We start from the raw sequence: 26,344 nt of genomic DNA on the forward strand, positions 1-26,344 counted from the left end.
TGATGAGCGGGACGAACAGGACCCTGCTCTACGGCGTCGGGCTCGGGCCCGGGGCGCCGGACCTGATGACGGTCAGGGCACACGAGATCATCACCACCGCCGACCGTCTCGTGCATTTCTGCAAGCGCGGCCGACGTGGCAACGCCCGCAGCACGGCGGATGCAATCATAGCGCCCGATCCGGCCCGCGAGATCGAACTCGCCTTCCCCGTAACGATCGAAGCCAGCGTCGGCGAGCCGGATTATGACGGGCCGATCGCGGCTTTCTACGAAGAGGCCGCCGAGCGGCTCGCGGCGGAGATGCAGGCCGGGCGAACGCTCGCCGTGCTCTGCGACGGTGATCCCTTCTTCTACGGCTCCTTCATGCATCTGTGGCGGCGGCTCTCGCAGCGCTTCCCGACCGAGGTGGTGCCCGGCGTCACCGGCATGACCGGCGCCTGGGGCGAGGCCGGCGCGCCGATCACTTGGGGCGACGACGTCATGACCGTGCTGCCCGGCACACTACCGGAAGCCGAGCTGACGCGGCGCCTCGCCGATACCGACGCCGCCGTGATCATGAAGCTCGGCCGCAACCTGCCGAAGGTCCGCCGCGCGCTTGTCGCTGCCGGGCTGGAAGGCCGGGCAATCTATGTGGAACGCGCGACCATGGCGCGGCAGGTCGTGGCGCGGCTTGCCGAAAAGACCGACGACGAGGCGCCCTATTTCGCGATGGTGCTGGTGCCCGGAGAAGGGCGGCGCCTGTGACGGGCGCGCTCACCATCGTCGGACTGGGACCCGGCACGGCTGAGTGGATCACGCCTGCCGCGCAGGCCGCACTCGATGCCGCGACCGATATCGTCGGCTACGGCCCCTATGTCGACCGAGTGCCCCAGCGGGCTGGATTGACCAAGCACGCCTCCGACAATCGCGTCGAGGTTGAGCGCGCCTCGCACGCCCTGCAACTGGCGGCGGAAGGCCGGACGGTCGCGGTGGTCTCGGGCGGCGATCCCGGGGTTTTCGCGATGGCGGCGGCGGTGTTCGAGGCGCTGGAGGCCGGACCGGCGGAATGGCGTGCGCTGCCGATCACGGTCGAGCCCGGCATCACCGCGATGCTCGCCGCAGCGGCGCGGGCGGGGGCTCCGCTCGGCGGGGATTTCTGCGCGATCTCGCTTTCCGACAATCTCAAGCCCTGGGAGGTCGTGACGGCACGCCTCGAAGCGGTGCTCGCCGCCGATCTGGTGATCTGCCTCTACAACCCGATCTCGAAGGCGCGGCCCTGGCAGCTCGGCAAGGCTTTGGAACTGGCAGCGCAACAGCGCGACGCGGCGACGCCCGTGCTGTTCGCCCGGGCAGTCGGGCGACCGGACGAAAACCTGCGCATCCTGACGCTGGCGGAAGCGGTTGCAGCCGCGAGCACGGCCGACATGGCGACGCTGGTGATGATCGGCGCTTCGAGCACGCGCCTGATCGCCCGCGAGTGCGCCGCACCTTACGTCTACACGCCGCGTTCGGTGGCGAAGAGCCCTTGCGCCACCAGCCAGGGCAGGACCTGATCGATATGGTCGACGGCCTCGACATCGGGCTTGGGCGGGCGCTCCACCATCACCACCGGCAGGGAGAGCCGGCGCGCCGCCACGAGCTTGCCGACCGTCGCCGGGCCCCCGGAATTCTTGCTGACCAGGATCTCGACGCCCTCGCGGCGCATCAGATCCTCCTCGTCATCGGCGTCGAAGGGGCCGCGCTGCTGGATGACGTCGACATGCGGCACCGGCAAGCGGTCGCCGATCGGCTCGATCGCCCGCACGAGATAGCGATGCTGCGGAGCATCCGCGAAGGCGGGAAGCTCGAGCCGACCAACCGTGAGGAAGACGCGCCGCGGCTCGTCACCCAACGCCTGCGCCGCGGCCTCGATGTCGGGCACGGATTTCCAGCGATCCCCGGCGCGCGGCTTCCAGGATTCGCGCCGGATGGCGAGCAGCGGCACGCCTTCCGCCTTGCAGGCATGCTCGGCATGGAAAGGCATGATCGCGGCGAAGGGATGGGTCGCGTCGACGACGGCGACGATGCCCTCGTCCACGAGATAGCGCCTCAGGCCCTCGACCCCGCCGAAACCGCCGGTGCGAACCGGCAGATTGGTCGGGCGGGGGTCGACGGTGTGGCCCGCCAGCGAGATAATGGCACGGATATCGGGAGCCTGATCAGCCAGGTGCTGGTCAAGCGCAGCAGCTTCGCTCGTTCCGCCAAGGATGAGGACGGTCATGTCGCCAGTTTTGCGTGAATCGGATGTTCTGTCGAGCAGAGAGACGCCCGCGCCCTGGCTCGTGCTGATCGGTCTCGGCGAGGACGGGGCCGTCGGCCTTTGCCGCGAGGCGCTTGCCGCGCTGAACGAGGCCGAGATCGTCTTCGGTGGCGAGCGGCATATCGCGCTGGTCGGCTCCGTGCAGGGCGAGTTGCGGCCCTGGCCACAGCCCTTCCGCAATGCGCTCCCGCAGATTCTGAAAGAACGTGGCCGCAAGGTCTGCGTTCTCGCGACCAGTGACCCGTTCCATTACGGCATCGGCAACAGCATCAGCCGCGCGATCCCCGCCGAGGAGATGCGGATCATCCCGCAGCTCTCCTCCTTCTCGATGGCCTGCACGCGGATGCGCTGGCCGCAGGAGGAATGCGCGCTGGTCTCGCTGCATGGCCGCACGCTCTACCGGATCGTGCCGCATCTCCAGCCCGAGGCGCGCATCCTCGCCCTGTCCTGGGACGAGACGACGCCGCGCGCCGTCGCCGAACTCCTGACCGCGCGCGGCATGGGCGCGAGCCGCATCACGGTGATGGAATCGCTCGGCGGGCCGCAGGAGCGGATCCGTGAGTGTCGCGCCGACGCCTTCGCGCTCGACGATATCGTGCCGCTCAACCTGATCGCCGTCGAGGTCGCTGCCACCCACGATTCCCGCATCCTGCCGCTGGCGCCGGGACTCGACGAGGAGTGGTTCGCCCATGACGGGCAGATCACCAAGTCGGAAATCCGCGCGATCACGATCTCCGCACTCGCCCCGCGCGGCGGCGAGTTGCTCTGGGACGTCGGCGCCGGTTCGGGCTCGGTCTCCGTCGAATGGTGCCAGCGCCATCTGCGCAACCGGGCGATCGCCTTCGAGGCGAAGCCCGAGCGGGCGGAACGGATCAGGCGAAACAAGCTCGAACTGGGCGGGCTTTCCGTTGAGGTCGTCGGTGAGGCTCCTGCCGGTTTCGTCGGGCGCGAGGCGCCGGATGTCGTGTTCATCGGCGGCGGCCTGACCGAGGAAGGCCTGTTCGACGCCGCCTGGGCGGCGCTGAAGCCGGGCGGGCGGCTCGTCGCCAATGTCGTGACGATCGAGGGGGAAGCCAAGCTCGCTGCGCTCCATGCCGAGCACGGCGGTTCGCTGCGCCGCATTTCGATCGACCGGCTCGCGCCTGTTGGCGGCAAGCATGGCTGGCGCCCGGCGATGCCGGTGACGCAATGGCGGGTCGAGAAGCCTTGAGCGCCGGCCGCCTCATTGCCGGCATCGGCATCCGGCCCGGCACGCAGGCCGCGGATATCCTCGCCTGTCTCGACCAGGCCCTGGCGAGCGCCGGGCTTGCCGGCACGCAGACCCCGCGCTTCGCCACGCTCGCCAGCCGCGTCGCGGAGGCCGGCATAGTCGCCGCCGCCCATGAGCGCGCGGCCGAGCTCGTCGCCATTCCCGACGAGGCGCTGAAAGGTTTCGAGGCCGCCTGCGCGACACGCTCGACCCGGATCGCCTCGCTCTACGGCGTCGGCTCGGTGGCCGAGGCGGCGGCGCTGGCCGCAGCCGGGCCGGGTGGCGAACTGGTGCAACCGCGCATCGCAACCGCTCGCGTCACCTGCGCTCTCGCCAGAAGCCCCGCATGACCATCCATTTCATCGGCGCCGGCCCCGGCGCACCCGATCTCATCACCCTGCGCGGACGCGACCTGATCGCCGCCTCGTCTGTCTGCCTCTACGCGGGCTCGCTGATCCCGAAGGCGATGCTCGACTGGTGCCCGACCGGCGCACGCATCGTCGATACCGCCCCGCTCGATCTCGATGCGATCATCGCCGAGATGGAGACCGCGCATCACGCCGGGCAGGACGTGGCGCGGCTGCATTCCGGCGATCTCTCGATCTGGAGCGCCTGCGGCGAACAGATGCGCCGGCTCGACCGATCAGGCATTCCCTATACGGTGACGCCGGGCGTACCGGCCTTCGCCGCCGCCGCCGCCGTGCTGAAGCGCGAACTCACCCTGCCAGGCGTCGCGCAATCGCTGGTGCTGACGCGCACCTCCGGCCGCGCCTCGGCCATGCCGGACAAAGAGAAGCTCGCAACCTTCGCCGCCTCCGGCGCGACGCTTGCGATCCATCTCTCGATTCATGTGATCGAACAGGTCGTGGCGGAATTGACGCCGTTCTACGGTGCCGATTGCCCGGTCGCAGTGGTGTTCCGCGCGACATGGCCGGATGAGACCGTGCTGCAAGGCAGGCTCGCCGATATCGCCGGAAAAGTCCGCGCCAGTGCGCTCGAACGCACCGCGCTGATCCTCGTCGGGCCGGCGCTGGCGGCCGATGATTTTGGCGAGAGCGCGCTCTATTCGATCGATTACGACCGCCGTTTCCGGCCGCGAGGCGGACAATGAGCGCGCGCGGGTTGCTCATCGCCGCGCCGCGCTCCGGCTCCGGCAAGACCACGATCACGCTCGGGTTGCAGCGCGCGCTGACGCGGCGCGGCTTGACCGTGCGCGGGCTGAAATGCGGGCCTGACTATATCGACCCGGCTTTCCATGCAGCCGCCACGGGTGCTCCCAGCGCCAATCTCGACAGCTATGCCATGACGGACGACCTGCTTCGCCGGATTGCAGGTGAAGCGGCCGAGGCCGCCGACATCGTCATCGCCGAGGGCTCGATGGGACTGTTCGACGCGGTGCCGGGGCCGGAAGGTCATACCGGCGCGAGCGCCGACATCGCAGCCCTGACCGGCTGGCCGGTCGTGCTCGTCGTCGATGTGTCCGGGGCGGCGCAGTCGGTCGCGGCGGTCGCGCTCGGCTGCAAGCTCTACGATCCCCGCATCCGCGTCGCCGGCGTGATCCTGAACAAGGTCGCGAGCGCCCGGCATGAGCGGTTGGTACGACAAGGGATGGAGCGGATCGGGCTGCCGGTACTGGGGGCCTTGCCGCGCGAGGCGAGCCTGATCCTGCCGGAACGCCATCTCGGGCTGGTTCAGGCCGGCGAGACCGCCGATCTGCATGCAAGGCTCGATGCGCTGGCGGAGGCTGTCTCGAACGCGGTCGATCTCGATGCGGTCATGGCAGCTTCTGGTGCCACCATGCTTCCGGCAACGCGCGACGGCGGGTCCCCGCCCTTGCCCATACCCGGACGGCGGATCGCGATTGCCCGCGATGCCGCCTTTTCCTTCGTCTATCCGCATGTCGAGGTGGGCTGGCGCGCAGCAGGCGCGGAACTCGTGCCGTTCTCGCCGCTCAGGGACGAGACGCCACCTGAGGATTGCGACGCCTGCTGGTTGCCGGGCGGCTATCCCGAGCTCCATGCCGGCACGATCGCGGCGGCGAACCGTTTCCTCTCTGGTTTGCGCGGTTTCGCGGAGACCCGGCCCGTGCATGGCGAGTGCGGCGGCTACATGGTTCTCGGCCGCAGCCTGACCGATGCCGACGGTGTCGCGCATCAGATGGCCGGCCTGCTTTCGGTCGAGACCTCCTTCGCGAAGCGGAAGATGAATCTCGGCTATCGCCGGGCGGTCCTGGAAGCAGACGGCCCGCTCGGACCGGCGGGCGCGGCGCTGACCGGCCATGAATTCCATTATGCGAGCATCGCCGCGCAAGGCGAGAATCTGCCTTTTGCGGTGGTGACCGACCCGCATGGCTCGGCGCCGGCCCCGGCCGGAAGCCGGCGCGGGCTGGTGACCGGCTCGTTCTTCCACGCCATCGCCACGGCTGAATCGGCGTGAGCCAGGCACCGGTCTTCGATGCGGCCTTTGCCCGGCAGTTCGAGGACCTGCTGCGCTGGCGGCGCGATGTCCGGCGGTTCACGCGCGATCCGGTACCGCTCGAACTGATCGACATGCTGCTTGCCCAGACACGGCTTTCTCCTTCCGTCGGACATGCACAGCCCTGGCGCTGGCTTTCCGTCGCGGAGCCAGCACAACGCGCGGCCGTGCAGGAGAGCTTCAGCCGCTGCAATGCGGATGCGCTCGCCTCCTATGAGGGCGAACGCGCAGCGCTCTATGCTCGCCTGAAGCTGGAGGGATTGCGGGAAGCACCCGTCCAGTTCGCCGTGTTCTGCGATCACGGCACCGAGCGCGGCCATGGCCTCGGCCGGGCCACCATGCCGGAGATGCTCGATTATTCGGTGGTCGCGGCGATCACGCAGTTCTGGCTGTCGGCGCGTATCCACGGGCTCGGCGTCGGCTGGGTCTCGATCCTCGACCCCGGCGAGATCGGCAAAGCGCTCGATACCGCGCCGGAGTGGAAGCTCGTCGCCTATCTCTGTGTCGGCTGGCCGGAGGAGGAATGCGACGAGCCCGAACTGGTCAGGGCCGGCTGGGAACGCGGTTGAGCGTCGTCACATGACGCCCCAAAACGAAAAGGCCGGCCCAAGGGGCCGGCCTTCCGGATGGTGGAAGCGGGAGCCGGTGGTTCAGCGGCGGAAGCCGCCGCCGATCACCCCACCAAGCGCGCCGCCAAGGATGGAGCCGAAGGCCGCCGCGCCGGCGCTGTCGCCCGTATCGCCGTCACGCGTCCGGACACGGCCCTGATAACCGGTGCTGGTCGTGCCACGGCGGGGAGCAGCGCCCTGATAGGTTTCGCCGCGTTCACGAGCGAGATCGCGACGATACATCTCGTCGCCGTCACTGTTCAGGTTGCGCGTCGTAGCCTTGCCGCCAGGCTGGCCGTCGCTCGCCGTCTTGCGCTTCTTCTCGGCCGCAGCCTTCTCCTCGGCGAGCACTGCCTGATAGGCCGTCTCGCTCTGGGCGCGAAGCGCGCTCACCTGCATCGCGGTCAGGAAGCCCGTCTCCGGAATGCTGCGCGACTTCTGCCAGGCCTGGATCGCCTTGCGGTGGCCCGGGCCGAAATTCGCCGCGGCCTTGCCCGGCTGGAAGCCGCTGACGCGCAGGCGGGTCTGCACCTCGCGCCGATCCTTGGCTCCGAGCTTCATCGCGGTTTCGGTCTGCGCCGTGCCGATCTCCTGCTTCAACGCCTCCTCGGTGACGCCGGGCGGCGTCGCCAGGAAACCGGCCGCCGGCTTCGCCGTCTCCAGGCTGGCGAGGCGGTTGCGGGCGAAGGTCGCAAACTGCCCCGACGGGAAGGCGTCGAGATAGGCGCGATAGTCGGCAGCGGAATTGCCGCGCTCGGCGACTTCCCAGGTCTTGATGTCGATCTGGGCGCGATCGAGCGACGGAGCGGCCGGCATCGCCGGCATGGGCACGGCGGCATCGATGGTCTTGGTCGCGGCCACGCCCGGATCGACCGCGGCGAGCTTCAGCGTCGGGTTCATCTTGAACTCGCCGATGATCGAGGAATTGGTCCAGGGCTTCTGCTTCTTGTTGGTGGTTTCCCAGACATCGGCCCGCACGCGGTCCATCACCGTGGTGATCGACACCTCGGGCGTCTCGATATGCTTGAGCAGCGCGCTGGTGAAGGGGCTGTTGCCATCCCGCTCGCCATCCATCGCCGTGGCGCGCGGATCGGTCGCGAAGGCGATCAGGATGCCCGAAGCCGACTGCGTCTCGATCGCGGTCAGACCGCGGGTGACGGCGCGCGACTTCGCGGCGAGCTGGGCGGCGAAGGGATTGTCGCGGCAGGCGTCGAGGATGACGATGTTGACGCGCTCGTCGCGCTGCATCTGGCGCAGGATGAGCTGGACATTGACCGCGCGGAAATCGAGATCGGCTTCCGAACGCAGCGAGGCGTCGACCGGGATGAGATAGTTGTCGTCGCCGACGGCGATGCCGTGACCAGCATAATAAACGAGGCCGGCCTTGGCGCCGTCGAGCTTCTGCGCGAATTCGCGCACGATGCCCGTCATCGCGTCCATCTTGAGATCGTAGCCTTCGACCACGTCGAAGCCGAGACGCTTCAGCGCAGCCGAGATGCCCTTGGCATCGCGCTGCGGATTGGCGAGCGGCGGCACCGCCGTATAGGCGCTGTTGCCGATGACGAGCGCGACCCGCCGCTCGGGCACGGCCGCGGAAGCAGGCGAGGCCAGCGCCACCGCTGAGAGCACCAGCGCAAAGGCGACAGCCATTCGGGCACGGAACCCCGGAACCAGAGACGCGAAGCTCACGACAACCTCCCCAATTCGGCAATCGGCTGCCCGCCCGCAACGGTCGGCGCAGCGCACGAATAAAAAACGCAGTAATATGGACGAAAGCCAGCCGCCGTTTTTACCGCAACACGCTCCGATGGTAAACCGGAACCTCTCTTCGTCGCGCGAACCGCGCTGCGGGTTCAAATCTGCTTCGCAGCGTGCGCCCGGCCGCCAGCATCGCGCCGCCGCGAAGGCCGCGACATCCTCCGATTGCATGAGACGCGCGGCATAAGACGAAGGGATGAGAGCGCATCTGCCCAGACCGCTTTGACGTCAGCGAGCGTTGACTTATGCCCGGAGCGCGGTGCAGCATGACATGCAAGGGGAACCGCATAAACAAGAAAGATAAAGCTGATGAGGGCTGACAACCGGCATGGCTGAAGACACTATTCTTTCGACTTCAGGTCTTACCAAAGAATTTGCCGGCTTTACAGCTGTGAACAGCGTCGACCTCAGCGTGCGCCGGGGGTCTATCCACGCTCTGATCGGCCCGAATGGCGCCGGCAAGACGACTTGCTTCAACCTGCTGACGAAGTTCCTCGCGCCGACACGGGGCTCGATCGTCTATAACGGCCGCGACATCTCGCGCGAAAAGCCGGCGGAGATCGCCCGGCTCGGCCTCGTCCGCTCGTTCCAGATCTCGGCGGTGTTCCCGCAGCTTTCGGTGCTGACCAATGTCCGCATCGCCCTGCAGCGGCGCAAGCGCGGCGATTCCTTCGATTTCTGGCGCTCGGAGCGGGTGCTGAGCGAACTCGACGCCGAGGCGAGGAGCCTGATCGAGGCTGTCGGCCTCACGCCCTTCCTCGGCCTCACGGCGGGCGAACTCTCCTATGGCCGCAAGCGCGCGCTCGAGATCGCGACGACGCTGGCGCTCGAGCCGGAGATGCTGCTGCTCGACGAGCCGATGGCCGGCATGGGGCGCGAGGATGTCGAGCGCATCGCGGCGCTGATCCGCAAGATCTCGAAGAACCGCACCATCCTGATGGTCGAGCACAATCTCTCGGTCGTCGCCTCGCTCTCGGACCGGATCACCGTGCTGGCGCGCGGACAGGTGCTGGCGGAGGGCGACTACGCCACCGTCTCGAAGGATCCGCGCGTGATCGAGGCCTATATCGGCTCGGGAGGCGGCCATGGCCACCACTGAGGCACTGAAGACGCCCGCGACCGGCACCGCCCCGCTGCTGAGGGTGAGCGGGCTCGAGGCCTGGTATGGCGAGAGCCATGTCCTGCACGGCATCGATTTCGACGTGGCGCCCGGCGAGGTGGTGACCCTGCTCGGCCGCAACGGCGCCGGCAAGACCACGACGCTGAAGTCGATCATGGGCGTGATCGGCAAGCGCAAGGGCTCGGTCGTGCTGGAGGGCACCGAGACGATCGCGCTGCCCTCGCGCGCGATCGCAAGGCTCGGCATCGGCTTCGTGCCGGAGGAACGCGGCATCTATTCCTCGCTCTCGGTCGAGGAGAACCTGATGCTGCCGCCGCAGGTCCGGCCGGGCGGGCTCTCGCTCGAGGCGATCTTCACGCTGTTTCCCAACATCAAAGAACGGCTGAAGAGCCAGGGCACCAAGCTCTCCGGCGGCGAGCAGCAGATGCTGGCGATCGGGCGCATCCTGCGAACCGGCGCGCATCTGCTCCTGTTGGACGAGCCGACCGAGGGCCTCGCCCCCGTCATCATCGAGCAGATCGGCCGCACCATCGCGAAACTGAAGCAGGACGGCTTCACCATCATCCTGGTCGAGCAGAATTTCCGCTTCGCCCAGACCGTCGCGGACCGGCACTACATCGTCGAGCAGGGCAAGGTCATCGACATGATCCCCAATGCCGAACTCGACGCCAATATCGACAAGCTGCACAGATATCTCGGGGTCTGACGGCCCGGGCGACAGGCCCGGACCGGAGGTCAAAAAAATCGGCGAAACGCCGGCAACCAAACGAGGGAGAACGACAATGAAGCTGAAGATGTTTCTGGCCGCGAGCGCGCTCGCGGCGGTGATGGCGAGCCCCGCCCTCGCCCAGCAGATCTCGGTCAAGGCCGGCGTGCTGAACGACCGTTCCGGCCTCTATGCCGACCTTTCCGGCGAAGGCTCGGTCATCGCCGCGCGCATGGCGGTGGAGGACTTCAAGGCCACCGACAAGGGCATCAAGGTCGAGATCGTCTCGGCCGACCACCAGAACAAGCCGGATGTCGGCTCGACCATCGCCCGGCAGTGGTACGACCAGGACGGTGTCGACCTGATCCTCGACGTGCCGACCTCCTCGGTCGCGCTGGCGGTGAGCCAGATCACCAAGGAGAAGAACAAGGTCCACATCAACTCCGGCGCGGCCACCTCCGACCTCACCGGAAAGGCCTGCAACGCCAACACCATCCACTGGACCTACGACACCTATGCGCTGGCCCAGGGCACCGGCGGCGCCATGGTCAAGGCCGGCGGCGACACCTGGTTCTTCCTCACCGCCGATTATGCCTTCGGCCATGCGCTGGAACGCGACACCGCCGCCGTCGTCACCAAGGCGGGCGGCAAGGTGCTCGGCGCGGTGCGCACCCCGTTCCCCGGCACCGACTTCTCCTCCTTCCTGCTGCAGGCGCAGGCTTCGAAGGCCAAGGTCATCGGCCTGGCGAATGCCGGTGGCGACACGATCAACTCGATCAAACAGGCGGGCGAGTTCGGCATCGTCGCGGGCGGGCAGAAGCTCGCGGGCCTGCTCGTGTTCCTGACCGACGTGCACTCCCTCGGGCTCCAGGCCGCGCAGGGCCTTGTCCTGACCGAATCGTTCTATTGGGACACGAACGACGGCACGCGCGCCTGGTCCGATCGCTTCTCCAAGCTGAATGGCGGCAAGCGCCCCACCATGGTCCAGGCCGGCGTCTATTCCGGCATGCTGCACTATCTCAAGGCGGTCGAGGCGGCGAAGAGCAAGGATGCCGCCGCCGTCGTCGCCAAGATGAAGGAACTGCCGACCGACGACCCGCTGTTCGGCAAGGGCTCGGTGCGGGCCGATGGCCGCAAGATGCATGACATGTATCTCTTCGAGGTGAAGAAGCCCTCCGAGTCGAAGGGCCCGTGGGACTACTACAAGCAGGTCGCGGTGCTGCCGGCCGACCAGGCGTTCCGGCCGCTCTCGGAAAGCGAGTGCCCGCTCGTCAAGAAGTGAGCGGCTGAACGCCGCTCAGAAGCCCTCCGCCGTCATCCCGGGCGACCGCAGGTCGACCCGGGATCCATCGGAGAGCTCCGGAACTCTACGATAGATCCCGGCTCTGCATTCGCTTGGCCGGGATGACGAAGAGGTTCGAGAGCCCGCCCCACACATTGATCTGAGTTCCGCATGTTCGAGCTTCTAGGCGTTCCGCCGCAGGCGCTGTTCGGTCAGGTCCTTCTCGGGCTGATCAACGGCTCGTTCTACGCCATCCTCAGCCTCGGGCTGGCGGTGATCTTCGGGCTGCTCAACATCATCAACTTCACGCATGGCGCGCAGTACATGATGGGCGCCTTCGTCGCCTGGATGTGCCTGAACTATCTCGGCCTCAACTACTGGGTGGCGCTGCTGCTGGCGCCGATCATCGTCGGCGCGACCGGCATCGCGGTCGAGCGGCTGCTGCTCAAGCGGATCGCCCATCTCGACCATCTCTACGGCCTGCTCCTGACCTTCGGCCTGGCGCTGATCATCCAGGGGCTGTTCCGCAACCAGTACGGCTCGTCCGGCCTGCCCTACGCCATCCCGCCGCAGCTCGCCGGCGGCCAGAATCTCGGCTTCATGTTCCTGCCGAACTACCGCGCCTGGGTGATCGTCGCCTCGCTCGTGGTCTGCCTTTCGACCTGGTTCCTGATCGAGAAGACCCGGCTCGGCGCGTACCTGCGCGCCGCGACCGAGAACCCGACCCTGACCCAGGCCTTCGGCATCAACGTGCCGCTCTTGGTGACGCTGACCTATGGCTTCGGCGTCGCGCTCGCCGCCTTCGCCGGCGTGCTCGCCGCGCCGATCTACTCGGTCAATCCCAATATGGGCGGCGACCTGATCATCGTCGTCTTCGCGGTCGTCGTGATCGGCGGCATGGGCTCGATCATGGGCGCCATCGTCACCGGCTTCTCGCTCGGCCTGGTCGAGGGCCTGACCAAGGTGTTCTACCCGGAAGGGGCCGCGACCGTGATCTTCGTCATCATGGTGCTGGTGCTCCTGGTGAAGCCCGCCGGCCTGTTCGGCCGCCCGGCCTGACGCAAGCAAGGACTCAAGACATGACCGACCTTGCCTCGACCGACGCCCCCGCCGCCATCGTCACCGAGACCGATGACGGCGCGGCACGCCTGCACCGCAACCTGTTCATCGCCATCGCCGTCGCGCTCGTGATCGCGCCCTTCGTCGCCTATCCCGTCTTCGTGATGAAGGTTTTGTGCTTCGCGCTGTTCGCGCTCGCCTTCAACCTGCTGCTCGGCTATGGCGGGCTGCTCTCCTTCGGCCACGCCGCCTATTTCGGCATGGCGAGCTATGTCAGCGCCTACACCGCCAAGAACTGGGGCCTGACGCCCGAGCTCGCCATCCTGCTCGGCACCGCGGTCGGCGCGGCTCTCGGCCTCGTCTTCGGCGCGCTCGCGATCCGGCGCCAGGGCATCTACTTCGCCATGATCACGCTGGCGCTGGCGCAGATGGTGTTCTTCTTCTCGCTGCAGACGCCGGGCTTCACCGGCGGCGAGGACGGCATCCAGGCCGTGCCGCGCGGCAAGCTCCTCGGCCTGATCGACCTCGCCGACGACCGTGTGCTCTACTGGCTCGTCGCGGCAATCTTCATGGGCGGGCTCCTGCTGATCTACCGGGTCATCCACTCGCCCTTCGGCCAGGTCTGCAAGGCGATCCGCGACAACGAGCCCCGCGCCATCTCGCTCGGCTACCGCGCCAGCCAGTACAAGCTGATGGTCTTCGTGCTCTCGGCGACGCTCGCAGGCCTCGCCGGCGCGACCAAGGCGATCGTCTTCCAGCTGGCGTCGCTCACCGACGTCTACTGGACGATGTCCGGCGAAGTCGTGCTGATGACGCTGGTCGGCGGGCTCGGCACCGTCTTCGGGCCGATCGTCGGCGCCATCGTCATCGTCGCCATGCAGAACTACCTCGCCACCCTCGGTGCCTGGGTCACCGTCGTCCAGGGCGTGATCTTCGTCCTCTGCGTCCTGCTCTTCCGCGAGGGCATCGTCGGGGTGATCTCGAAGGCGATCAGGAAGCCGCTCTGAGAGGTCCCTTCAGCGGATCAGCTTGGAGACCGGCCGGAACTGCGGATGCTCTGCGCTTCGCAGCCATTCGAACAACACCATCTCGGTGGTGACGATCTCGGCGCCGTGGCTCGCCATGCGGGCAATCGCGATCTCCCGCGATTGCGGCACCCGCGAGCCGATCGCATCGGCCACCACGACGACGCGGCGGCGATGCTCGAGCAGGGTCAATACCGTCTGGCCGACGCAGACATGCGCCTCGCAGCCGCAGACCACCAGTTCGCGATCCCCGGCCACGGCCTCGAGGAAGGCCGGCTCGCCGCAGGCATCGAAGCTCATCTTGGTCACGGCCGGACCGACCTCTGCCAGGGCTGGAACCGTCGCGCCGAGGCCGCGCGGATACTGCTCGGTCAGGACCGCCGGAACGCCCAGCAACCGTGCCGCCTCGGCGAGGCGGCCGGCATTCAACAGCACTTTTTGACCGTCATGGATCGCCGGCATCAGCTTCGCCTGGAAGTCGATGACCACCAGCGTGGCATTCTTCGCGGTGAGCAGCGGCATGGCCCGGCCTTTCCTCTTCGTGCCGTCGGGGAGGCTTCATAGCGCGGCAAGGTGCCGCCTTCGTCAACAAACGTGAAATCGCCGCGACCGAGCTTCGCTTGACTTGCCTAACGGCAGTCAACATGCAGATGAAATGGACGGCAAACCGATCGTTTCCTTCGCGACGACGCTGCATGTGCGCGATCATTGCCTGTGCCTGCATGTGCAGCGCGCGGCAAGGACGCTGGCGCGCCGTTTCGACGAGGCATTGCGGCCGGTCGGGCTGACGAACGGCCAGTTCTCCCTGCTGATGGCCCTGAACCGGCCGGTTCCGGCCTCGTTCGGCCCGGTCGCCGAGCTTCTGGCGATGGACCGCACAACCCTCACCGCCGCGCTGAAACCGCTGGAACGGCGCGGGCTCGTCAGCATTGCGGTCGATCCCGCGGATCGCCGCGGCCGATTGCTGACCCTGACACCTGACGGCATGACGCTCCTCGCCTCAGCCATGCCGATCTGGCGGCAGATGCACGAGGCCATCGAGGCCGCCATGCCCGAGACCGCGCCGGAGAGCCTGCGCGATACCTTGCGCAGCCTGGGCTGAACCACGGCAGCTTGCCCCGCCTCCGCCGCAGGGCGGCCCCGCCAACGTGTCTCTGGCGCATAGCGCCCGCCGCGATTACCCTCCCGCCATTCCCTAGACGCAAGCAAGATCACAGCCATGGACAAGCGGCTCGACACTCCCGCCCCGGCCGCAGCCCTGACGCCTGCGGATATCCGTTCGATCCTGATCGGGGTCATGCTGGCGATGTTCCTGGCCGCGCTCGACCAGACCATCGTCGCGACGGCCCTCCCGACGATCGGCCGCGACCTCAACGACGTGACGCATCTGTCCTGGATCGTCACGATCTACCTGCTCGCCTCGACCGCGGTCACGCCGCTCTACGGCAAGCTCGCCGATATCCACGGGCGGCGCGTGACGCTGCTCGCCGGCATCGTCGTCTTCGTGATCGGCTCGATCGCCTGCGCGCTGGCGCCCTCGCTCTGGCTGCTGGTCATCGCGCGCTTCGTGCAGGGGCTCGGCGGCGGCGGCCTGATCGCGCTGGCCCAGACGATCGTCGGCGACATGGTGCCTCCCAAGGAGCGCGGACGCTATCAGGTCTATTTCGCCAGCGTCTTCATGTCGTCCTCGCTGCTCGGCCCCGTCCTCGGCGGGTTCCTCGCGGAAAAGCTGCATTGGTCGGTGATCTTCTGGATCAACCTGCCGCTCGGGCTCGGCGCCTACTGGATGTCGAACGCGGCACTGAAACGGCTGCCGCGCCACGAGCGCCCCCACAAGCTCGACGTGCTCGGCGCCATATTGATGACGCTGGCGACGGTGTCGCTGCTGCTCGCCCTGTCCTGGGGCGGCACCGCCTATCCCTGGGGTTCGCTCCCGATCGCAGCCCTCGTCAGCGCCTCCTTCGTGCTCTGGGCCTTGTTCGCCTGGCGCCTGCGCCGGGCCGCGGAGCCGCTGATCCCGCTCGACATCTTCGGCAATGGCGTCGTCAGGCGTGGCACGGTGGCAGCCGGCTTCGGCATGGGCACCTTCATCGGCCTCACCATCTACCTGCCGCTGTATTTCGAGACGGTGATGGGGATGAGCGCCACCCATTCCGGCCTCGGCCTGCTGCCGCTGACCTGCGGCACCGTCATCGGCGCGACCAGCTCCGGCCGGGCGATGTCGCATCTCACCCATTACAAGCGCGCGCCGCTGGCAGGGCTTTTCGTCGCGATGACAGGTACGGCGGTTCTCGCAGCCTTCTCCGGCCAGATCCCGATCCTGCCCTTCAGCATCATCCTGGCCGTGGTCAGCATCGGCTTCGGCACGCTGCTTCCGGTCGCGACCGTGTCGATCCAGAATGCCGTGCAGGCGCATCAGCTCGGCACGGTGACGGCGGTGGCCAATTTCTTCCGCCAGATCGGCGGGGCGCTGATCGTCGCGGTGTTCGGCGCGATCGTGCTCGGCGGCGTCGGCGGGGTCGGCGCGCAGCTCTCGCCCGAGGCGCTGAAGCTCGGCACTGTCGACCGCGACACCATGGTCGTGCTGTTCCGCTATGTCTTCGGCGCCGCGAGCCTCGGCTTCGCCTTCGCCTGGCTGTCGCTGGCCCGGATGCAGGAACTGCCGCTGCGCGGCCGCGCGGTCGAGGCCGCCCAGGCGATCGGCGGCGAATAGAAGAAGCGCTCGCGCACCGTCATGCCCGGAAGAAGCCCGGGCATGACAGCCAGCGACCGAGGCCTCAGTCGCGGAGAAGCTCGTTGATGCCGGTCTTGGAGCGCGTCTGTGCGTCGACCGTCTTGACGATGACGGCGCAGGACAGCGACGGGCCCGGCGTGCCGTCCGGAAACGGCTTGCCCGGCAGCGAGCCCGGCACCACCACCGAATAGGGCGGCACCTTGCCGACATGGACCTGACCGGTGGCGCGGTCGACGATCTTGGTCGAGGCCGAGATGAAGACGCCCATCGAGAGCACCGAGCCCTCGCCGACGATCACGCCCTCGACCACCTCGGAGCGGGCGCCGATGAAGCAGTTATCCTCGATGATGGTCGGGTTGGCCTGCAGCGGCTCGAGCACGCCGCCGATGCCGACGCCGCCCGAGAGATGCACGTTCTTGCCGATCTGGGCGCAGGAGCCGACCGTCGCCCAGGTGTCGACCATGGTGCCGGAATCGACATAGGCGCCGATATTGACGAAGGACGGCATGAGCACGACGCCCGACGCGATGAAGGAGCCCTTGCGCGCAGCGGCCGGCGGCACGACGCGGAATCCGGCGGCACGGAAGCGGTTCTCGCCCCAGCCCTCGAACTTCGACGGCACCTTGTCCCAGAACACGCCCTCGCCCGGGCCATTGGCCATGATGACGTTGTCGGTCAGGCGGAATGAGAGCAGCACCGCCTTCTTCAGCCACTGATGGACGATCCAATCAGCGCCCTGCTTCTCGGCGACGCGAGCCTGGCCGGCATCCAGCATCTCGATCGCCTGCTCGACCGCCTCGCGAACGGCGCCTTTGGTCTGGACGCCGATCTCGGCCCGGTTTTCCCAGGCGGCGTCGATGGTCTGGTTGAGATCGGCGAGGGACATCAGGTGGCTCCGGCGCTTCCAGAAAGATCGGCGCGAGCGATGGCGGATGCGGGCGCCTGCGTCAAGCCGAACGACGGCGCAGCAGGTAGGTATCCATGATCCAGCCATGCCGCGCGCGGGCCTGCGCCCTGACCTCCGTGATCTCGGCCGAGAGCTCTGTGAGCGGACCGGCGCGCAGGATTTCATCGGGCGTGCCGAGATAGGCGCCCCACCAGATGTCGAGCCCTTCGGGATCGATCTTGCCGAAGGTCTGCTCGCCGTCGAGCATGACGACGACGCTGTCCAGATCGGCCGGGAAGCCTTCCGAGAGCCGGCGCCCGGTGGTGATCAGGATCGGCGCGCCGATCGTGTTGAGCGGAACGCGGTGGCGCGCCGCCAGAACCTGGACGCTGCTGATGCCGGGATAGACCTGCCAGTCGAGACGCAGGCCCGAAGCGGCGACGCGCTCCATGATGCGCAGGGTGGAATCGTAGAGAGCGGGGTCGCCCCAGACGAGCAGGGCGCCGGTCTGTCCTTCCCGCAATTCGGATTCGAACAGGGCGCCGTAGCGGGCCGCGATGCGCTCATGCCAATCGTCGACAACGCCGTGATAGTCGCTGCCCGCTTCGGCGCGGCGCGGGATTTCGACAGGAACCGTGTGGTAGTCCGGCTTACGGATGAAACGGGCGCAGATCGCCTCGCGCAGGGCGCGCAAGGCGGCCTTCTCCTCGCCCTTGTCGGGAATGAACAGGATATCGGCGCGGTTCAGCGCCTCGATCGCCTCGATCGTCATGTGGTCGGGATTGCCGGCCCCGATGCCGATGATGAGGATGTTGCGCATGCCGCTCCGCCGTTCGCGGCGGCTTAGCACGGCCCGCGCACGGAATGCGAGATCAGGCGCGGCCAAGCACGGGCATGTGGACGAGATCGCCATGCGGAATCGGCGACACGCTCAGCGCCAGCGCCGCCTGAAGCGCCTCCAGATCCGCCTGGAGGCGCGGATGCCAGCCGCAAGGGCATGGCTGGTCACCGCAATGAGCATCCGCCACCTCTCTGTAGACAGAACCGACCGCTGTCGCCGCGAGCTCGAGCAGGGTGAGCGGCGGCAGACGAGTATCGCGCAGTGCCGCGCAAAAAGCCGTCATGAGCGCCTCCCGGATCTCGGCCCGGGCGGTCTCCAGCGATTCGGCACTGCCCTGATCAGGCTGCACGTTCGATGCCCTTGATGGCGGCATGGCGGCGGCGCTGTGGTCCTTGCAGGGGCTTGGGTCCCTGCGGGAGCTTGGGCCCCTGCTCAGGCAAGGCGACAGCGAGCAGGTCGACAAGCCGCTGCATGCGCGGCGGCAGCGCCGCGTCGGCGTCGAGATCGCCCGGCCCCTTGGCGAGCGCGAGCGCCCGGCGCAGCTCCAGCCGGCTCGCACCGGTGCGGACGATCTCGCGGATGATGATCTCGTCAATGCGGCCGATCGCGGCCGCGACATCGACCTCGGTGACTCCACCCATTCCGGTCCCTCCGTCGGTTGATTCACTGATCGCGAGGGAGAGATAGGCGCGCCGATGATTCAATGCAAGACCTTGTTATTACTACATAAATAGAACTATTTTAAGGTAACGGGCCACTCTCGCCCGCGAGCGTGACCGCATCGTGACACCGTCAGCGGCTAGAGGTCGCGGATGATTTCCAGGCGGGCGCCATGGGCAAGGCCGTCGTCGAGCCGGGCATCGTCGGGACCGTAGAAGGAGACGGCATAGGCGCCCTGCCCGCGGCGGACGAGGTGCTCACCGAGGCTGGCAGCGGCCGGGCCGCGCGGCTCTGTCAGAGACAGCGTCTGCCGGGCGATGCGGAACTGCGCGAGCCCGAATCCCAGTCCGGGGACGCCGCCCAGCGCAACCGGCTCCTGCCCGAGCAGGGCGCGATAGCGCGCGACCGAGGTCGCAAGGTCCTGCACCGCCACGGTGACGCCGGCGACCCCGGTGATGCCATTGGCATGGCGGCGGGCCGCGCCTTCGGGGACGCGCAGGCTGCGGGCCGTGACATCGGTGCAGAGGAAGGGGATATCGGGCTCGGGCGGGCGAGCCGAGCGCCAGGCGATGCGTGTGCCGTCGGGCTGGAGCCGGCCGCCGTCAAGCGGGCCGTCCATGACGATGCCGGCGGCACGGGCGCGGGCGAGATCGGCATCAAGATCATCCGGCAGCACGGCATAATCGACGAGGCCGGGGCCGGCACGGTCCAGCACCTGCCACCAGCGATACTCCGGCAGCGGGCGCGGGAAGGCGATGATCTCGAGATAGGCGCCGTCCTCGAACACCACCAGCGCATTGCGCGAACCACGCGGATGCTCGCCGCCGGGCAGCACCGTGAAGCCGAGCGCCGTATAGTCGCGGATCGCCGCGTCGAGATCGGTAACGGCGATGACGATATGGTCGATCGAAAGCGGCATGGTTCTCGTTCCCAATGCTGGTGTCAGGAGCTCTGCGCGATGGCTTCGATAGCAGACATACCACCGAGCTGCGGCGCGAAGTTCTCCCAGACCTTGCGCGCGCCGTCCTGCCAGTCCTGGCGATCCTCGGCCGGCACGACCTTGCCGCCCTCGGCCTTGGCGCGGGCCATCGAGGCTTCCTCGTCGGCCAGCATCAACTCGTCGAAATAGGCGATGCCTTCGGTCACCGCGGCGGTCAGCGCCTCGCGATCCTGCGGCGCCAAGCTCTTCCAGAACGGCGCGGCGAACATCACGACGCCGCTCGCCCAGATATGGCCGGTCTCGATCAGCACCGGCACGACCTCGTGCAGGCGGAAGCCGACATAGGCCGATTTGGTCAGGTCCATGCAATCGACCACGCCCGTCTTCAGCGCGTTATAGGTCTCCGGGATCGGGATCGGCGTGGGAAAGGCGCCGAAGCCCGACCAGAGCGCGGTATGCAGCGGGCTCTGGATGACGCGGATGCGCTTGCCCCTGACCGAAGCCGGCGTGGTCAGCGGCTCCTTCGCCAGGAGATGGCGGGCGCCGTAATTGATGAAGCCCGGCACGACAAAGCCCTGCGCCTCGTAGAGCGTCTTGAGCTGGGTTCCGAGCGGCCCGGCCAGCACGCGCGCGAGATGGGCACGGTCGCGGAACAGGAAAGGCAGGTCCAGGATCTGCCCGGCGGGTACCCAACCGGAGAGCGAGGACACGGTCGAGAGCGCCGCCTGGATCGAGCCGAGGCGGAGGCCCTCCGCGACCTCCCTCTCGCCCCCGAGGGCAGCGTTCGGCACGATCCGCAGGTCGAAGCGCCCCGGCGCCGTGCGCGCCAGAACCTCGGCGATGCGCCGCCAGATCCTGGTTTCCGGCTTGTCCTCGCCGAGCAGCGACGCCACGGTCATGGGCCGGCCGGCGGCGAAAGCCCGGCCGCCCCTGAGGATGGCGGGCGCAGCGAGCGAACCGGCGGCGAATTGACGGCGGGTGATCGGCAAGGCGTGCCTCCTTCGGCGCTTGCAGCGGGATCGCGCGAAACGCGCCCCGCCGCAAGCCCCAGTGGATTTTGCCGATGCCTATCGGCTATCGGGAAGTGAACCGCCGACGGAGACGATGATGAGCGAGACCCATGAGATTGCCACCGGCCGGCTGCGCGCGACTGTGCGAGCGCAAGGCGGCGAACTGATCGCGCTTGCCAACGCGAACGGGCCGGCACTCTGGCATGGCGGGCCGGACTGGCCGCGCCATGCGCCGGTGCTGTTCCCGATCGTCGGGCGGCTGACCGACGATGCGCTCATCCATGAAGGGCGCTCCTACCGCCTGACCCAGCACGGTTTCGCCCGCGACAGCCTGTTTACCTGGGTCGAGCGCAGCACCGACAGGGCCGTGCTGGAGCTGCGGGAGAGCCCGGAGACGCTGGCGATCTACCCGTTCCGGTTCGTGTTGCAGATGATCTACGCGGTCGCTGATGATACGCTGACCGTCACCTCGCGGGTGAGCAATCCAGCCGATGTGCCGCTGATCTGCGGCGTCGGCGCGCATCCGGCCTTTCTCTGGCCGCTGACCGAGGACATCGCGAAGGAAGCGCATCGCCTGACCTTCCCGCAGGCGGAGCCGGGCCAGGGCCTCGGCGTCGAGGCCGGCCTGCTGACCGCACCGATCCCCTTGCCCTTCACGGGCAAGGAACTGCCGCTCGACGAAAACCTCTTCGTCAACGATGCGATCGTGATCCCCGATACGGTGAACCGCTCGGTGCGCTTCGCGGCATTGGACGGGTCAGGGCGCGAGAGCCGCGCCTTGACCGTGAGCTGGGAGGGCTACAAGGACCTCGGCATCTGGTCGAAGCCAACAGGCGCGCCGTTCCTCTGCATCGAGCCCTGGTTCAGCATGGCGAGCCCGATCGGCTGGCAGGGCGAAATCGCGGAGAAGTCCGGCATCCTCAGGCTGATGCCGGGCGAAAGCCGCGATTTCGTCTGGCGCGCGACGCTTTAGCGCGTCACTTCTTCTCGATGTTCCAGAACAGCATGACCGGCGCCGCCAGCACGCCGGAGACATTGGTGCGCCTTGCATAGGGCTGGTCGTACTGACCGAGCACGCGATAGGGCTGCATCTCGGCCAGGCGCTTGTGCAGAGCCTCCAACGCAAGCTTGCGGCCGGCTTCGTCGGGCGCATCGATGAAGGCTCCGCGCAGCTTCTCGGCCTCGGCATCGCAGGGCCAGCCTGACCAGGCGCGCTCGCAGGCCATGTTGGTGCCGATATTGGTCAGCGGCGACTGCATGGTCGCGCCTGACGCCGTCGTGACGAAGAGGTTCCAGCCGCCCTGCTCGGACGTGCCCTTGTTCTGCTGGCGTGTGGTGACGGTGCCCCAATCGGCGACTTGCAGATCGATATTGAAGCCGACCTTCCTGAGCGATGCGGCCGCGACCTCCGCCATGCGGCCGATCGGAGCGATGTCGTTACTGGTCGAAAGCACAAGCTTCTCGCCCTTGTAGCCGCTCTCCTTCAGCAGCGCCCGCGCCTTGTCGAGATCGGGCTTGGCATAGCCTTCCGTGCCCGCTTCCGTGCCGTTGGGGCCGCCGCAGATGAAATAGGAGGCGCAGCGCTTCCACCATTCCTCGTCGCCGAAGCCGGCCGAGAGGAAATCGGCCTGGTCTGTGGCATATGCCAAAGCGAGCCGCGCCTTCGGGTTGTCGAAGGGCGGGTGGAGATGGTTCGGCCGGAGCATCGCCTGGTTGGAGAGGTTGGCATAGCGGTCGACCTTGACCTGACTGCTGGTCGCGATGACCGGGATCAGGTCCTGGCTCGGCTGTTCCCAGATATCGATCTCGCCGGTCTGGAGTGCGGCAGCGGCTGTCGCCGCATCCGGCATGATCTGCCATTCGACGCGGTCGACCTTGACGACGCGTCCGCCGGCGAGGCCATCGGCCGGCTCGGAGCGCGGCACGTAATCGGGATTGCGGTCATAGACGACCTTCGAGCCGCTGCGCCATTCCTCGCGGTTGAACTTGAACGGACCGGAGCCGATCGTCTCGGTAACCGGCTTCATCGGATCGGACTTGGCGTCGGACTCGCGCATGATCACCGGAATCTGGCCGACCGCCGAGCCGAGCGCGAAGGGCACCAGCGCCAGCGGGCGCTTCAGCTTGAGGCGGAAGGTGGCATCATCCACCGCCTCCATGCCATCAGTATACTCGGCGAGCTTGCCGCCGATGGTATCGCGCTTCATCCAGCGGGCGAGCGAGGCGATGACGTCCTTGGTCGTGACCGGCTGGCCGTCGTGGAATTTCAGGCCGGGACGGAGCTTGAAGGTCCAGGTCAGCTTGTCCGGCGAGGTCTCGAAGCTCTCGACCATCTGCGGCTTCGGCTGAAGGTTCGAATCCCAGGCAAAAAGCGTTTCGTAGATCATCAACCCATGCATGCGGGTGATGACGATCGAGGCCGCGACCGGATCGAGCGTCTTGAGATCCGCATGGGGCGCGACACGCAGAACGCGGTTCGAGGCCGGCTGCGACTGTGCCGCCGCCGGAAGCGGCAGGAGCGCGGCCGCCGACAGCAGCAGCGCGGCGGTGAAACGGGACAGTTGCATCGGGTATTCTCCTCCTTCGTCATCGGCCCAACGGCCCCGCCCCTCAGCGGAGCCGCCTCAGCCGGCGCGTTTCAGACTCGTTTCATCTGCAAGATCCTTGCCCGATGGCTGGCGACCCACAAGTCACCCTCCGCATCGAGCCAGAGACAGGGCCGCGACCGCCAGGGTCCGTGCAGAAGATCGGCGAGCGCGCGGCCGTTCGGCAGCGGCGTCAGGCGCGACACCGTCCCGCCGGAAGGCCACGGCATCAGGGCCGTGCCATCCGTCCTGATCTCGATTTCGGTGCCGAAATTCGGATCGCGCCAGCGTCCGATCAATCGCGCATCGAGCGTCATGTCAGCCGGCACGCGCCGGAGCGAACGCTGCACGCCGCCGATCAGACCGGTGAGGCGATCCTCGCCGTCCTGTTTCAGGCGGATGTCGAGATAAGCGGGCAGGCTGCGCAGGCCGCCGTTGCCATCGGTGATCAGACGCTCGAAACCACCCATGTAGCTGATCGAATCGGCGGCAAGCTCGGCCCAGAACGGCCCCTCGTCGCTGGCGAACAGGCCGACCGGCGCGTTTGCGATCGTCGGCACGTCCTGTTCGAGCAGGGCCGCCAGCACCGTCAGGGCGGGCCAGAGCGCCTCTTCCTCGCGATTCGACAACACGACGACGCCGACACCGTGGGCCGGCGACATCCAGAAATGGTTGCGATAACCGGCGAGCGAGCCGCCATGGCCGACGATCGCGGTCTCGCCGAGCCGGCTGGCGACAAGGCCGAGCCGGTAGACGCTCTCGCTGCCATCAGCGAAATGGCGCGGCGCAGTCAGGCGTTCCAGCATGCCGGCGAGCGGGCCGCGCCCCGCGAGCAGGGCCGAGGCCCAGCCGGCGAGATCGGCGGCGGACCCCACGAGTCCACCCGATGCGGAAAAATGCGGGCCGTTATGGCCGCGCCGCCAGTCCAACCCGTCGTTCCAGTAGCCGGTGGCGAGGCCGGGCACGATTTCCGACCCGTCATAAGGCAGGCGGAAGGCGAGGCCGAGTTCGCCGGAGAGTTCCGCGACGGTGTCCTTGTAGGGCTTGCCCGTGACCTGTTCGAGGATGCGCTGGCCAAGCCGCCAGCCGGTGTTGGAATAGGCCATCTCGGTGCCGGGCTCGGCACTCAGCGAAGGCAAGCGGCAGGCGAGCGCGAAGACCTCCTCCGCATTCAACGTCGCGGTGAAGGGTACGCCTTGCTGCCAGAAGCACTCCATCATGTCGGGCAGGGCGCCGGTCATGTCGAGGGCCCGACTGAATTCGACCTCGGCGAGCGGCGCCGGCAGTTCGTTCAGCCAGCGGCCGAGCGGCGCATCGAGCGGGATGCCTGCGCGCAGCAATGCGACTGCCAGGACATGCTTGCTGATCGAGGCGAAGCGGTTGGGCGTCTGCGGCGTGAAGGGCACGCCGTACTCGATGCTGGCGAGACCGCCGGCAAAGGCTTCGCGCACCCCGTCGCGATCGAACAGCACGACAGCGCCGCCCGGCCCCGCCACGCGCTGCCAGTTCGCGACGATTTCCTGCGCGCGGGTCGCAGCGCGGGTCCAATTCACTGACATGTTTCGCTCCCTCAGCCCTGAGGCCGGGTTTCGCCGAGCAGATTGCGCAAGGCCCGCATGAAGACGCGCGCGCCGGGACCGATCGCATCATCCGGGAAATCGAAATCCGGATTGTGCAGATGCGCGGTCTCGCCGGAGCCGAGCAGGAACATCGCCGATTTGGAGCGGCGCCCGAACAGGCCGAAATCCTCCGAGCCGCGCGAGGGTGACGTCGGGCCGTGCGGCACCTTCTCCTCGTCCATCGCCCGGCGCAGCATCGCGACGGCCTCCGGCTCGTTCTCGCAATGGTGGAAGACGTCGTGATAGCTGATCTCGACGGTGAGTCGGCCGTCCTCGGCCGCCTCGCGCGCCAGCTTTTCGGCCGCTTCGCAGAGCGCACCCATCTGCGCGTCGTTGACGGTGCGCAAAGTCGCCCAGAGCTCGCCATGGCTCGGCGCGATGCCGAAGGCCTGCTCCCCGATCTCGACATGGGTCACCGTCACCAGCCGGAAATTGGCATCGAGCGGCCCGCCCGGCCCGAGCGCGGTCAAGGCGGGGATCAGCGTCGCGATCGCCGGGGCCGGCGAGCGGCCATGTTCCGGCGTCGAGGCATGGGAGGTCTCGCCGGTCAGGATGATCTTGATGCCGCGCGAGGCGCAGTTGGCGGCGCCTTCCGAGATGCGGGCATGGCCCACGGGCACACCAGGACGATTATGCAGGGAGAAGGCATAGTCCGGCACGATCTCCTCGAATTTCGGATCGGCCATGACGGCGGCGGCCCCCGCGCCGGTCTCTTCCGCCGGCTGGAACAGCAGAATCGCGCGGCCCTTCTTCGGCGGGTTGCGCTGCAGACCACGCGCCAGGCCAGCGAGGATGGTCATATGGCCATCATGCCCGCAAAGATGTCCTTTGCCGGGAATTTCGGAGCGATGGTCGCTGTCGGACAATTCCTCGATCGGCAGTGCGTCGAGTTCGGCACGGATCAGAACGGTCGGGCCGGGCTCAGTTCCCTCGTAGATCGCCGCGATACCATGCCCGCCAAGCTCGGTGACGATACGATCGGGACCGGTCGGCTTCAGGAAATCGACGATGGTCGCCGCGGTCTCGCGCTCCTCGCCCGAGATTTCAGGGCGGCGATGCAGCCGATGCCGGAGATCGACGAGATCGACCATATCGCTGTTGGTCAAGAACACGGATGAAGCCTCCCAGGCGCAGTGCCGGCCGGCGGATCACCGGCTCTTGCCCGGAAAGGTTCGACAGTTCAGCCGCTTCGGCAACCCGCGTCATCGCCGGGGGCGGCATGCGCGAGCGCGAGATCAGTTACCGAGCTCGGCCTCGATCTCGGCGTCGAAGGCCTGCGCCAGCATCGCCCGGCAGGCCTCGGCCTGCTGGCGCGCCGAATCCAGCGCAATATGAGGGAGAATCTCGGCGAGATCGCGCAAGGCGAAATCGACGGCCGACATCAGGCCGAGCACCGGCTCGGCGGCGGCGGCCGGCTGTTGCGGAAGGCGGAACGCGATGACCTGACCCATAGGCATACTCACGCTGAAAGCGAATCGGCCTTCAGTGTGCCGGGGCAGGTTTCAGAAAG

28 protein-coding genes are annotated in these 26,344 nt (G+C 67.7%); 15 read left to right on the plus strand and 13 right to left on the minus strand.

Annotated elements, in window-relative coordinates; translation table 11 throughout:
- Nucleotides 1-2 precede the first annotated feature (2 nt).
- Nucleotides 3-743 (plus strand): precorrin-2 C(20)-methyltransferase, encoded by a 741-nt coding sequence (locus tag AC1RLU_RS22675; protein ID WP_492798378.1) that lies wholly within the window; start codon nt 3-5, stop codon nt 741-743.
- Nucleotides 740-1,531: a precorrin-3B C(17)-methyltransferase gene (gene cobJ, locus AC1RLU_RS22680; RefSeq protein WP_492798379.1), complete on the plus strand. Its 792-nt coding sequence runs from the start codon at nt 740-742 to the stop codon at nt 1,529-1,531. Before AC1RLU_RS22675 ends, cobJ begins: the two co-directional genes overlap by 4 nt.
- On the opposite strand, the gene AC1RLU_RS22685 is transcribed toward cobJ, so the two are convergent.
- Nucleotides 1,474-2,238: a cobalt-precorrin-6A reductase gene (locus AC1RLU_RS22685; RefSeq protein ID WP_061968860.1), complete on the minus strand. Its 765-nt coding sequence runs from the start codon at nt 2,236-2,238 to the stop codon at nt 1,474-1,476. The two genes, cobJ and AC1RLU_RS22685, sit on opposite strands and share 58 nt — an antisense overlap.
- Between AC1RLU_RS22685 and cbiE the strand changes: the two genes are divergently transcribed.
- Genes cbiE through bluB form a run of 5 tightly spaced genes read left to right on the plus strand, consistent with a single transcriptional unit; the run spans nt 2,237 to nt 6,570 of the window.
- A complete protein-coding gene (gene cbiE, locus AC1RLU_RS22690; RefSeq protein WP_492798381.1) occupies nt 2,237-3,487 on the plus strand; it encodes a precorrin-6y C5,15-methyltransferase (decarboxylating) subunit CbiE in 1,251 nt (416 codons plus the stop codon). The two genes, AC1RLU_RS22685 and cbiE, sit on opposite strands and share 2 nt — an antisense overlap.
- Entirely contained in the window at nt 3,484-3,876 is a 393-nt protein-coding gene (locus AC1RLU_RS22695) for a cobalamin biosynthesis protein (protein ID WP_492798383.1), read from the plus strand. The genes cbiE and AC1RLU_RS22695 overlap by 4 nt, the downstream gene beginning before the upstream one ends.
- Entirely contained in the window at nt 3,873-4,637 is a 765-nt protein-coding gene (gene cobM / locus AC1RLU_RS22700) for a precorrin-4 C(11)-methyltransferase (protein WP_492798385.1), read from the plus strand. The genes AC1RLU_RS22695 and cobM overlap by 4 nt, the downstream gene beginning before the upstream one ends.
- Entirely contained in the window at nt 4,634-5,962 is a 1,329-nt protein-coding gene (locus tag AC1RLU_RS22705; RefSeq protein ID WP_492798386.1) for a cobyrinic acid a,c-diamide synthase CobB, read from the plus strand. Before cobM ends, AC1RLU_RS22705 begins: the two co-directional genes overlap by 4 nt.
- Nucleotides 5,959-6,570, plus strand: a complete 612-nt coding sequence (gene bluB / locus AC1RLU_RS22710) for a 5,6-dimethylbenzimidazole synthase (RefSeq protein ID WP_492798387.1) — start codon at nt 5,959-5,961, stop codon at nt 6,568-6,570. Before AC1RLU_RS22705 ends, bluB begins: the two co-directional genes overlap by 4 nt.
- Before the next feature lie 81 nt (nt 6,571-6,651).
- On the opposite strand, the gene AC1RLU_RS22715 is transcribed toward bluB, so the two are convergent.
- Nucleotides 6,652-8,298 carry a caspase family protein gene (locus AC1RLU_RS22715; protein WP_492798388.1) on the minus strand — a complete coding sequence of 549 codons (1,647 nt, stop codon included), beginning with the start codon at nt 8,296-8,298 and terminating at the stop codon, nt 6,652-6,654.
- Nucleotides 8,299-8,695: 397 nt separating this feature from the next.
- On the opposite strand from AC1RLU_RS22715, the gene AC1RLU_RS22720 reads away from it, so the two are divergent.
- The 5 genes from AC1RLU_RS22720 to AC1RLU_RS22740 all read left to right on the plus strand — a co-directional run bounded on the left by AC1RLU_RS22720 (nt 8,696) and on the right by AC1RLU_RS22740 (nt 13,541).
- The gene (locus tag AC1RLU_RS22720) at nt 8,696-9,466 is read left to right on the plus strand and encodes an ABC transporter ATP-binding protein (RefSeq protein WP_061968871.1); all 771 of its coding nucleotides are present in this window, start codon (nt 8,696-8,698) and stop codon (nt 9,464-9,466) included.
- The gene (locus AC1RLU_RS22725; protein ID WP_061968873.1) at nt 9,453-10,193 is read left to right on the plus strand and encodes an ABC transporter ATP-binding protein; all 741 of its coding nucleotides are present in this window, start codon (nt 9,453-9,455) and stop codon (nt 10,191-10,193) included. The genes AC1RLU_RS22720 and AC1RLU_RS22725 overlap by 14 nt, the downstream gene beginning before the upstream one ends.
- A 76-nt stretch (nt 10,194-10,269) precedes the next feature.
- Nucleotides 10,270-11,475 (plus strand): ABC transporter substrate-binding protein, encoded by a 1,206-nt coding sequence (locus tag AC1RLU_RS22730; RefSeq protein WP_492798389.1) that lies wholly within the window; start codon nt 10,270-10,272, stop codon nt 11,473-11,475.
- 171 nt (nt 11,476-11,646) lie between these two features.
- The gene (locus AC1RLU_RS22735; protein WP_492798391.1) at nt 11,647-12,534 is read left to right on the plus strand and encodes a branched-chain amino acid ABC transporter permease; all 888 of its coding nucleotides are present in this window, start codon (nt 11,647-11,649) and stop codon (nt 12,532-12,534) included.
- 20 nt (nt 12,535-12,554) lie between these two features.
- A complete protein-coding gene (locus AC1RLU_RS22740) occupies nt 12,555-13,541 on the plus strand; it encodes a branched-chain amino acid ABC transporter permease (RefSeq protein WP_091858548.1) in 987 nt (328 codons plus the stop codon).
- Between the two features lie 9 nt (nt 13,542-13,550).
- Here AC1RLU_RS22740 and AC1RLU_RS22745 read toward each other — a convergent pair whose 3' ends face one another.
- The gene (locus AC1RLU_RS22745; protein ID WP_492798392.1) at nt 13,551-14,081 is read right to left on the minus strand and encodes an isochorismatase family protein; all 531 of its coding nucleotides are present in this window, start codon (nt 14,079-14,081) and stop codon (nt 13,551-13,553) included.
- A 133-nt stretch (nt 14,082-14,214) separates the two neighbouring features.
- Between AC1RLU_RS22745 and AC1RLU_RS22750 the strand changes: the two genes are divergently transcribed.
- A complete protein-coding gene (locus tag AC1RLU_RS22750) occupies nt 14,215-14,661 on the plus strand; it encodes a MarR family winged helix-turn-helix transcriptional regulator (RefSeq protein WP_492798394.1) in 447 nt (148 codons plus the stop codon).
- A gap of 117 nt (nt 14,662-14,778) precedes the next feature.
- Nucleotides 14,779-16,272: an MDR family MFS transporter gene (locus AC1RLU_RS22755; protein WP_492798396.1), complete on the plus strand. Its 1,494-nt coding sequence runs from the start codon at nt 14,779-14,781 to the stop codon at nt 16,270-16,272.
- Between the two features lie 64 nt (nt 16,273-16,336).
- Here the strand turns inward: AC1RLU_RS22755 and dapD are convergent, their stop codons facing one another.
- The 6 genes from dapD to AC1RLU_RS22785 all read right to left on the minus strand — a co-directional run bounded on the left by dapD (nt 16,337) and on the right by AC1RLU_RS22785 (nt 20,609).
- On the minus strand, nt 16,337-17,179 hold the full coding sequence (dapD, locus tag AC1RLU_RS22760) for a 2,3,4,5-tetrahydropyridine-2,6-dicarboxylate N-succinyltransferase (RefSeq protein WP_061968887.1): 843 nt from the start codon (nt 17,177-17,179) through the stop codon (nt 16,337-16,339).
- A 61-nt stretch (nt 17,180-17,240) separates the two neighbouring features.
- Nucleotides 17,241-17,999 (minus strand): precorrin-6A synthase (deacetylating), encoded by a 759-nt coding sequence (gene cobF, locus AC1RLU_RS22765; RefSeq protein ID WP_492798397.1) that lies wholly within the window; start codon nt 17,997-17,999, stop codon nt 17,241-17,243.
- Nucleotides 18,000-18,051: 52 nt separating this feature from the next.
- A complete protein-coding gene (locus tag AC1RLU_RS22770; RefSeq protein ID WP_492798398.1) occupies nt 18,052-18,369 on the minus strand; it encodes a hypothetical protein in 318 nt (105 codons plus the stop codon).
- The gene (locus tag AC1RLU_RS22775) at nt 18,359-18,661 is read right to left on the minus strand and encodes a hypothetical protein (protein ID WP_492798399.1); all 303 of its coding nucleotides are present in this window, start codon (nt 18,659-18,661) and stop codon (nt 18,359-18,361) included. Before AC1RLU_RS22775 ends, AC1RLU_RS22770 begins: the two co-directional genes overlap by 11 nt.
- Nucleotides 18,662-18,819: 158 nt before the next feature.
- Complete coding sequence (locus AC1RLU_RS22780; RefSeq protein WP_492798400.1) at nt 18,820-19,599, minus strand: VOC family protein; 780 nt, start codon at nt 19,597-19,599, stop codon at nt 18,820-18,822.
- A 23-nt stretch (nt 19,600-19,622) separates the two neighbouring features.
- Nucleotides 19,623-20,609, minus strand: coding sequence for a TRAP transporter substrate-binding protein (locus tag AC1RLU_RS22785; RefSeq protein ID WP_492798401.1), 987 nt, complete (start codon nt 20,607-20,609; stop codon nt 19,623-19,625).
- A 118-nt stretch (nt 20,610-20,727) separates the two neighbouring features.
- Between AC1RLU_RS22785 and AC1RLU_RS22790 the strand changes: the two genes are divergently transcribed.
- Nucleotides 20,728-21,603 carry an aldose 1-epimerase family protein gene (locus AC1RLU_RS22790; protein ID WP_492798402.1) on the plus strand — a complete coding sequence of 292 codons (876 nt, stop codon included), beginning with the start codon at nt 20,728-20,730 and terminating at the stop codon, nt 21,601-21,603.
- 4 nt (nt 21,604-21,607) lie between these two features.
- On the opposite strand, the gene AC1RLU_RS22795 is transcribed toward AC1RLU_RS22790, so the two are convergent.
- From AC1RLU_RS22795 to AC1RLU_RS22810, 4 genes are all read right to left on the minus strand, one after another.
- A complete protein-coding gene (locus AC1RLU_RS22795; RefSeq protein ID WP_492798403.1) occupies nt 21,608-23,197 on the minus strand; it encodes an ABC transporter substrate-binding protein in 1,590 nt (529 codons plus the stop codon).
- A gap of 71 nt (nt 23,198-23,268) precedes the next feature.
- Nucleotides 23,269-24,774, minus strand: coding sequence for a serine hydrolase domain-containing protein (locus AC1RLU_RS22800; RefSeq protein WP_492798404.1), 1,506 nt, complete (start codon nt 24,772-24,774; stop codon nt 23,269-23,271).
- An 11-nt stretch (nt 24,775-24,785) separates the two neighbouring features.
- Nucleotides 24,786-25,946, minus strand: coding sequence for an amidohydrolase (locus tag AC1RLU_RS22805; RefSeq protein WP_492798405.1), 1,161 nt, complete (start codon nt 25,944-25,946; stop codon nt 24,786-24,788).
- Between the two features lie 123 nt (nt 25,947-26,069).
- Entirely contained in the window at nt 26,070-26,285 is a 216-nt protein-coding gene (locus AC1RLU_RS22810) for a hypothetical protein (protein ID WP_061968902.1), read from the minus strand.
- Nucleotides 26,286-26,344: the final 59 nt, after the last annotated feature.

The sequence above is a fragment of the Allobosea sp. GW822-FHT05A11 genome (genome assembly GCF_058800455.1).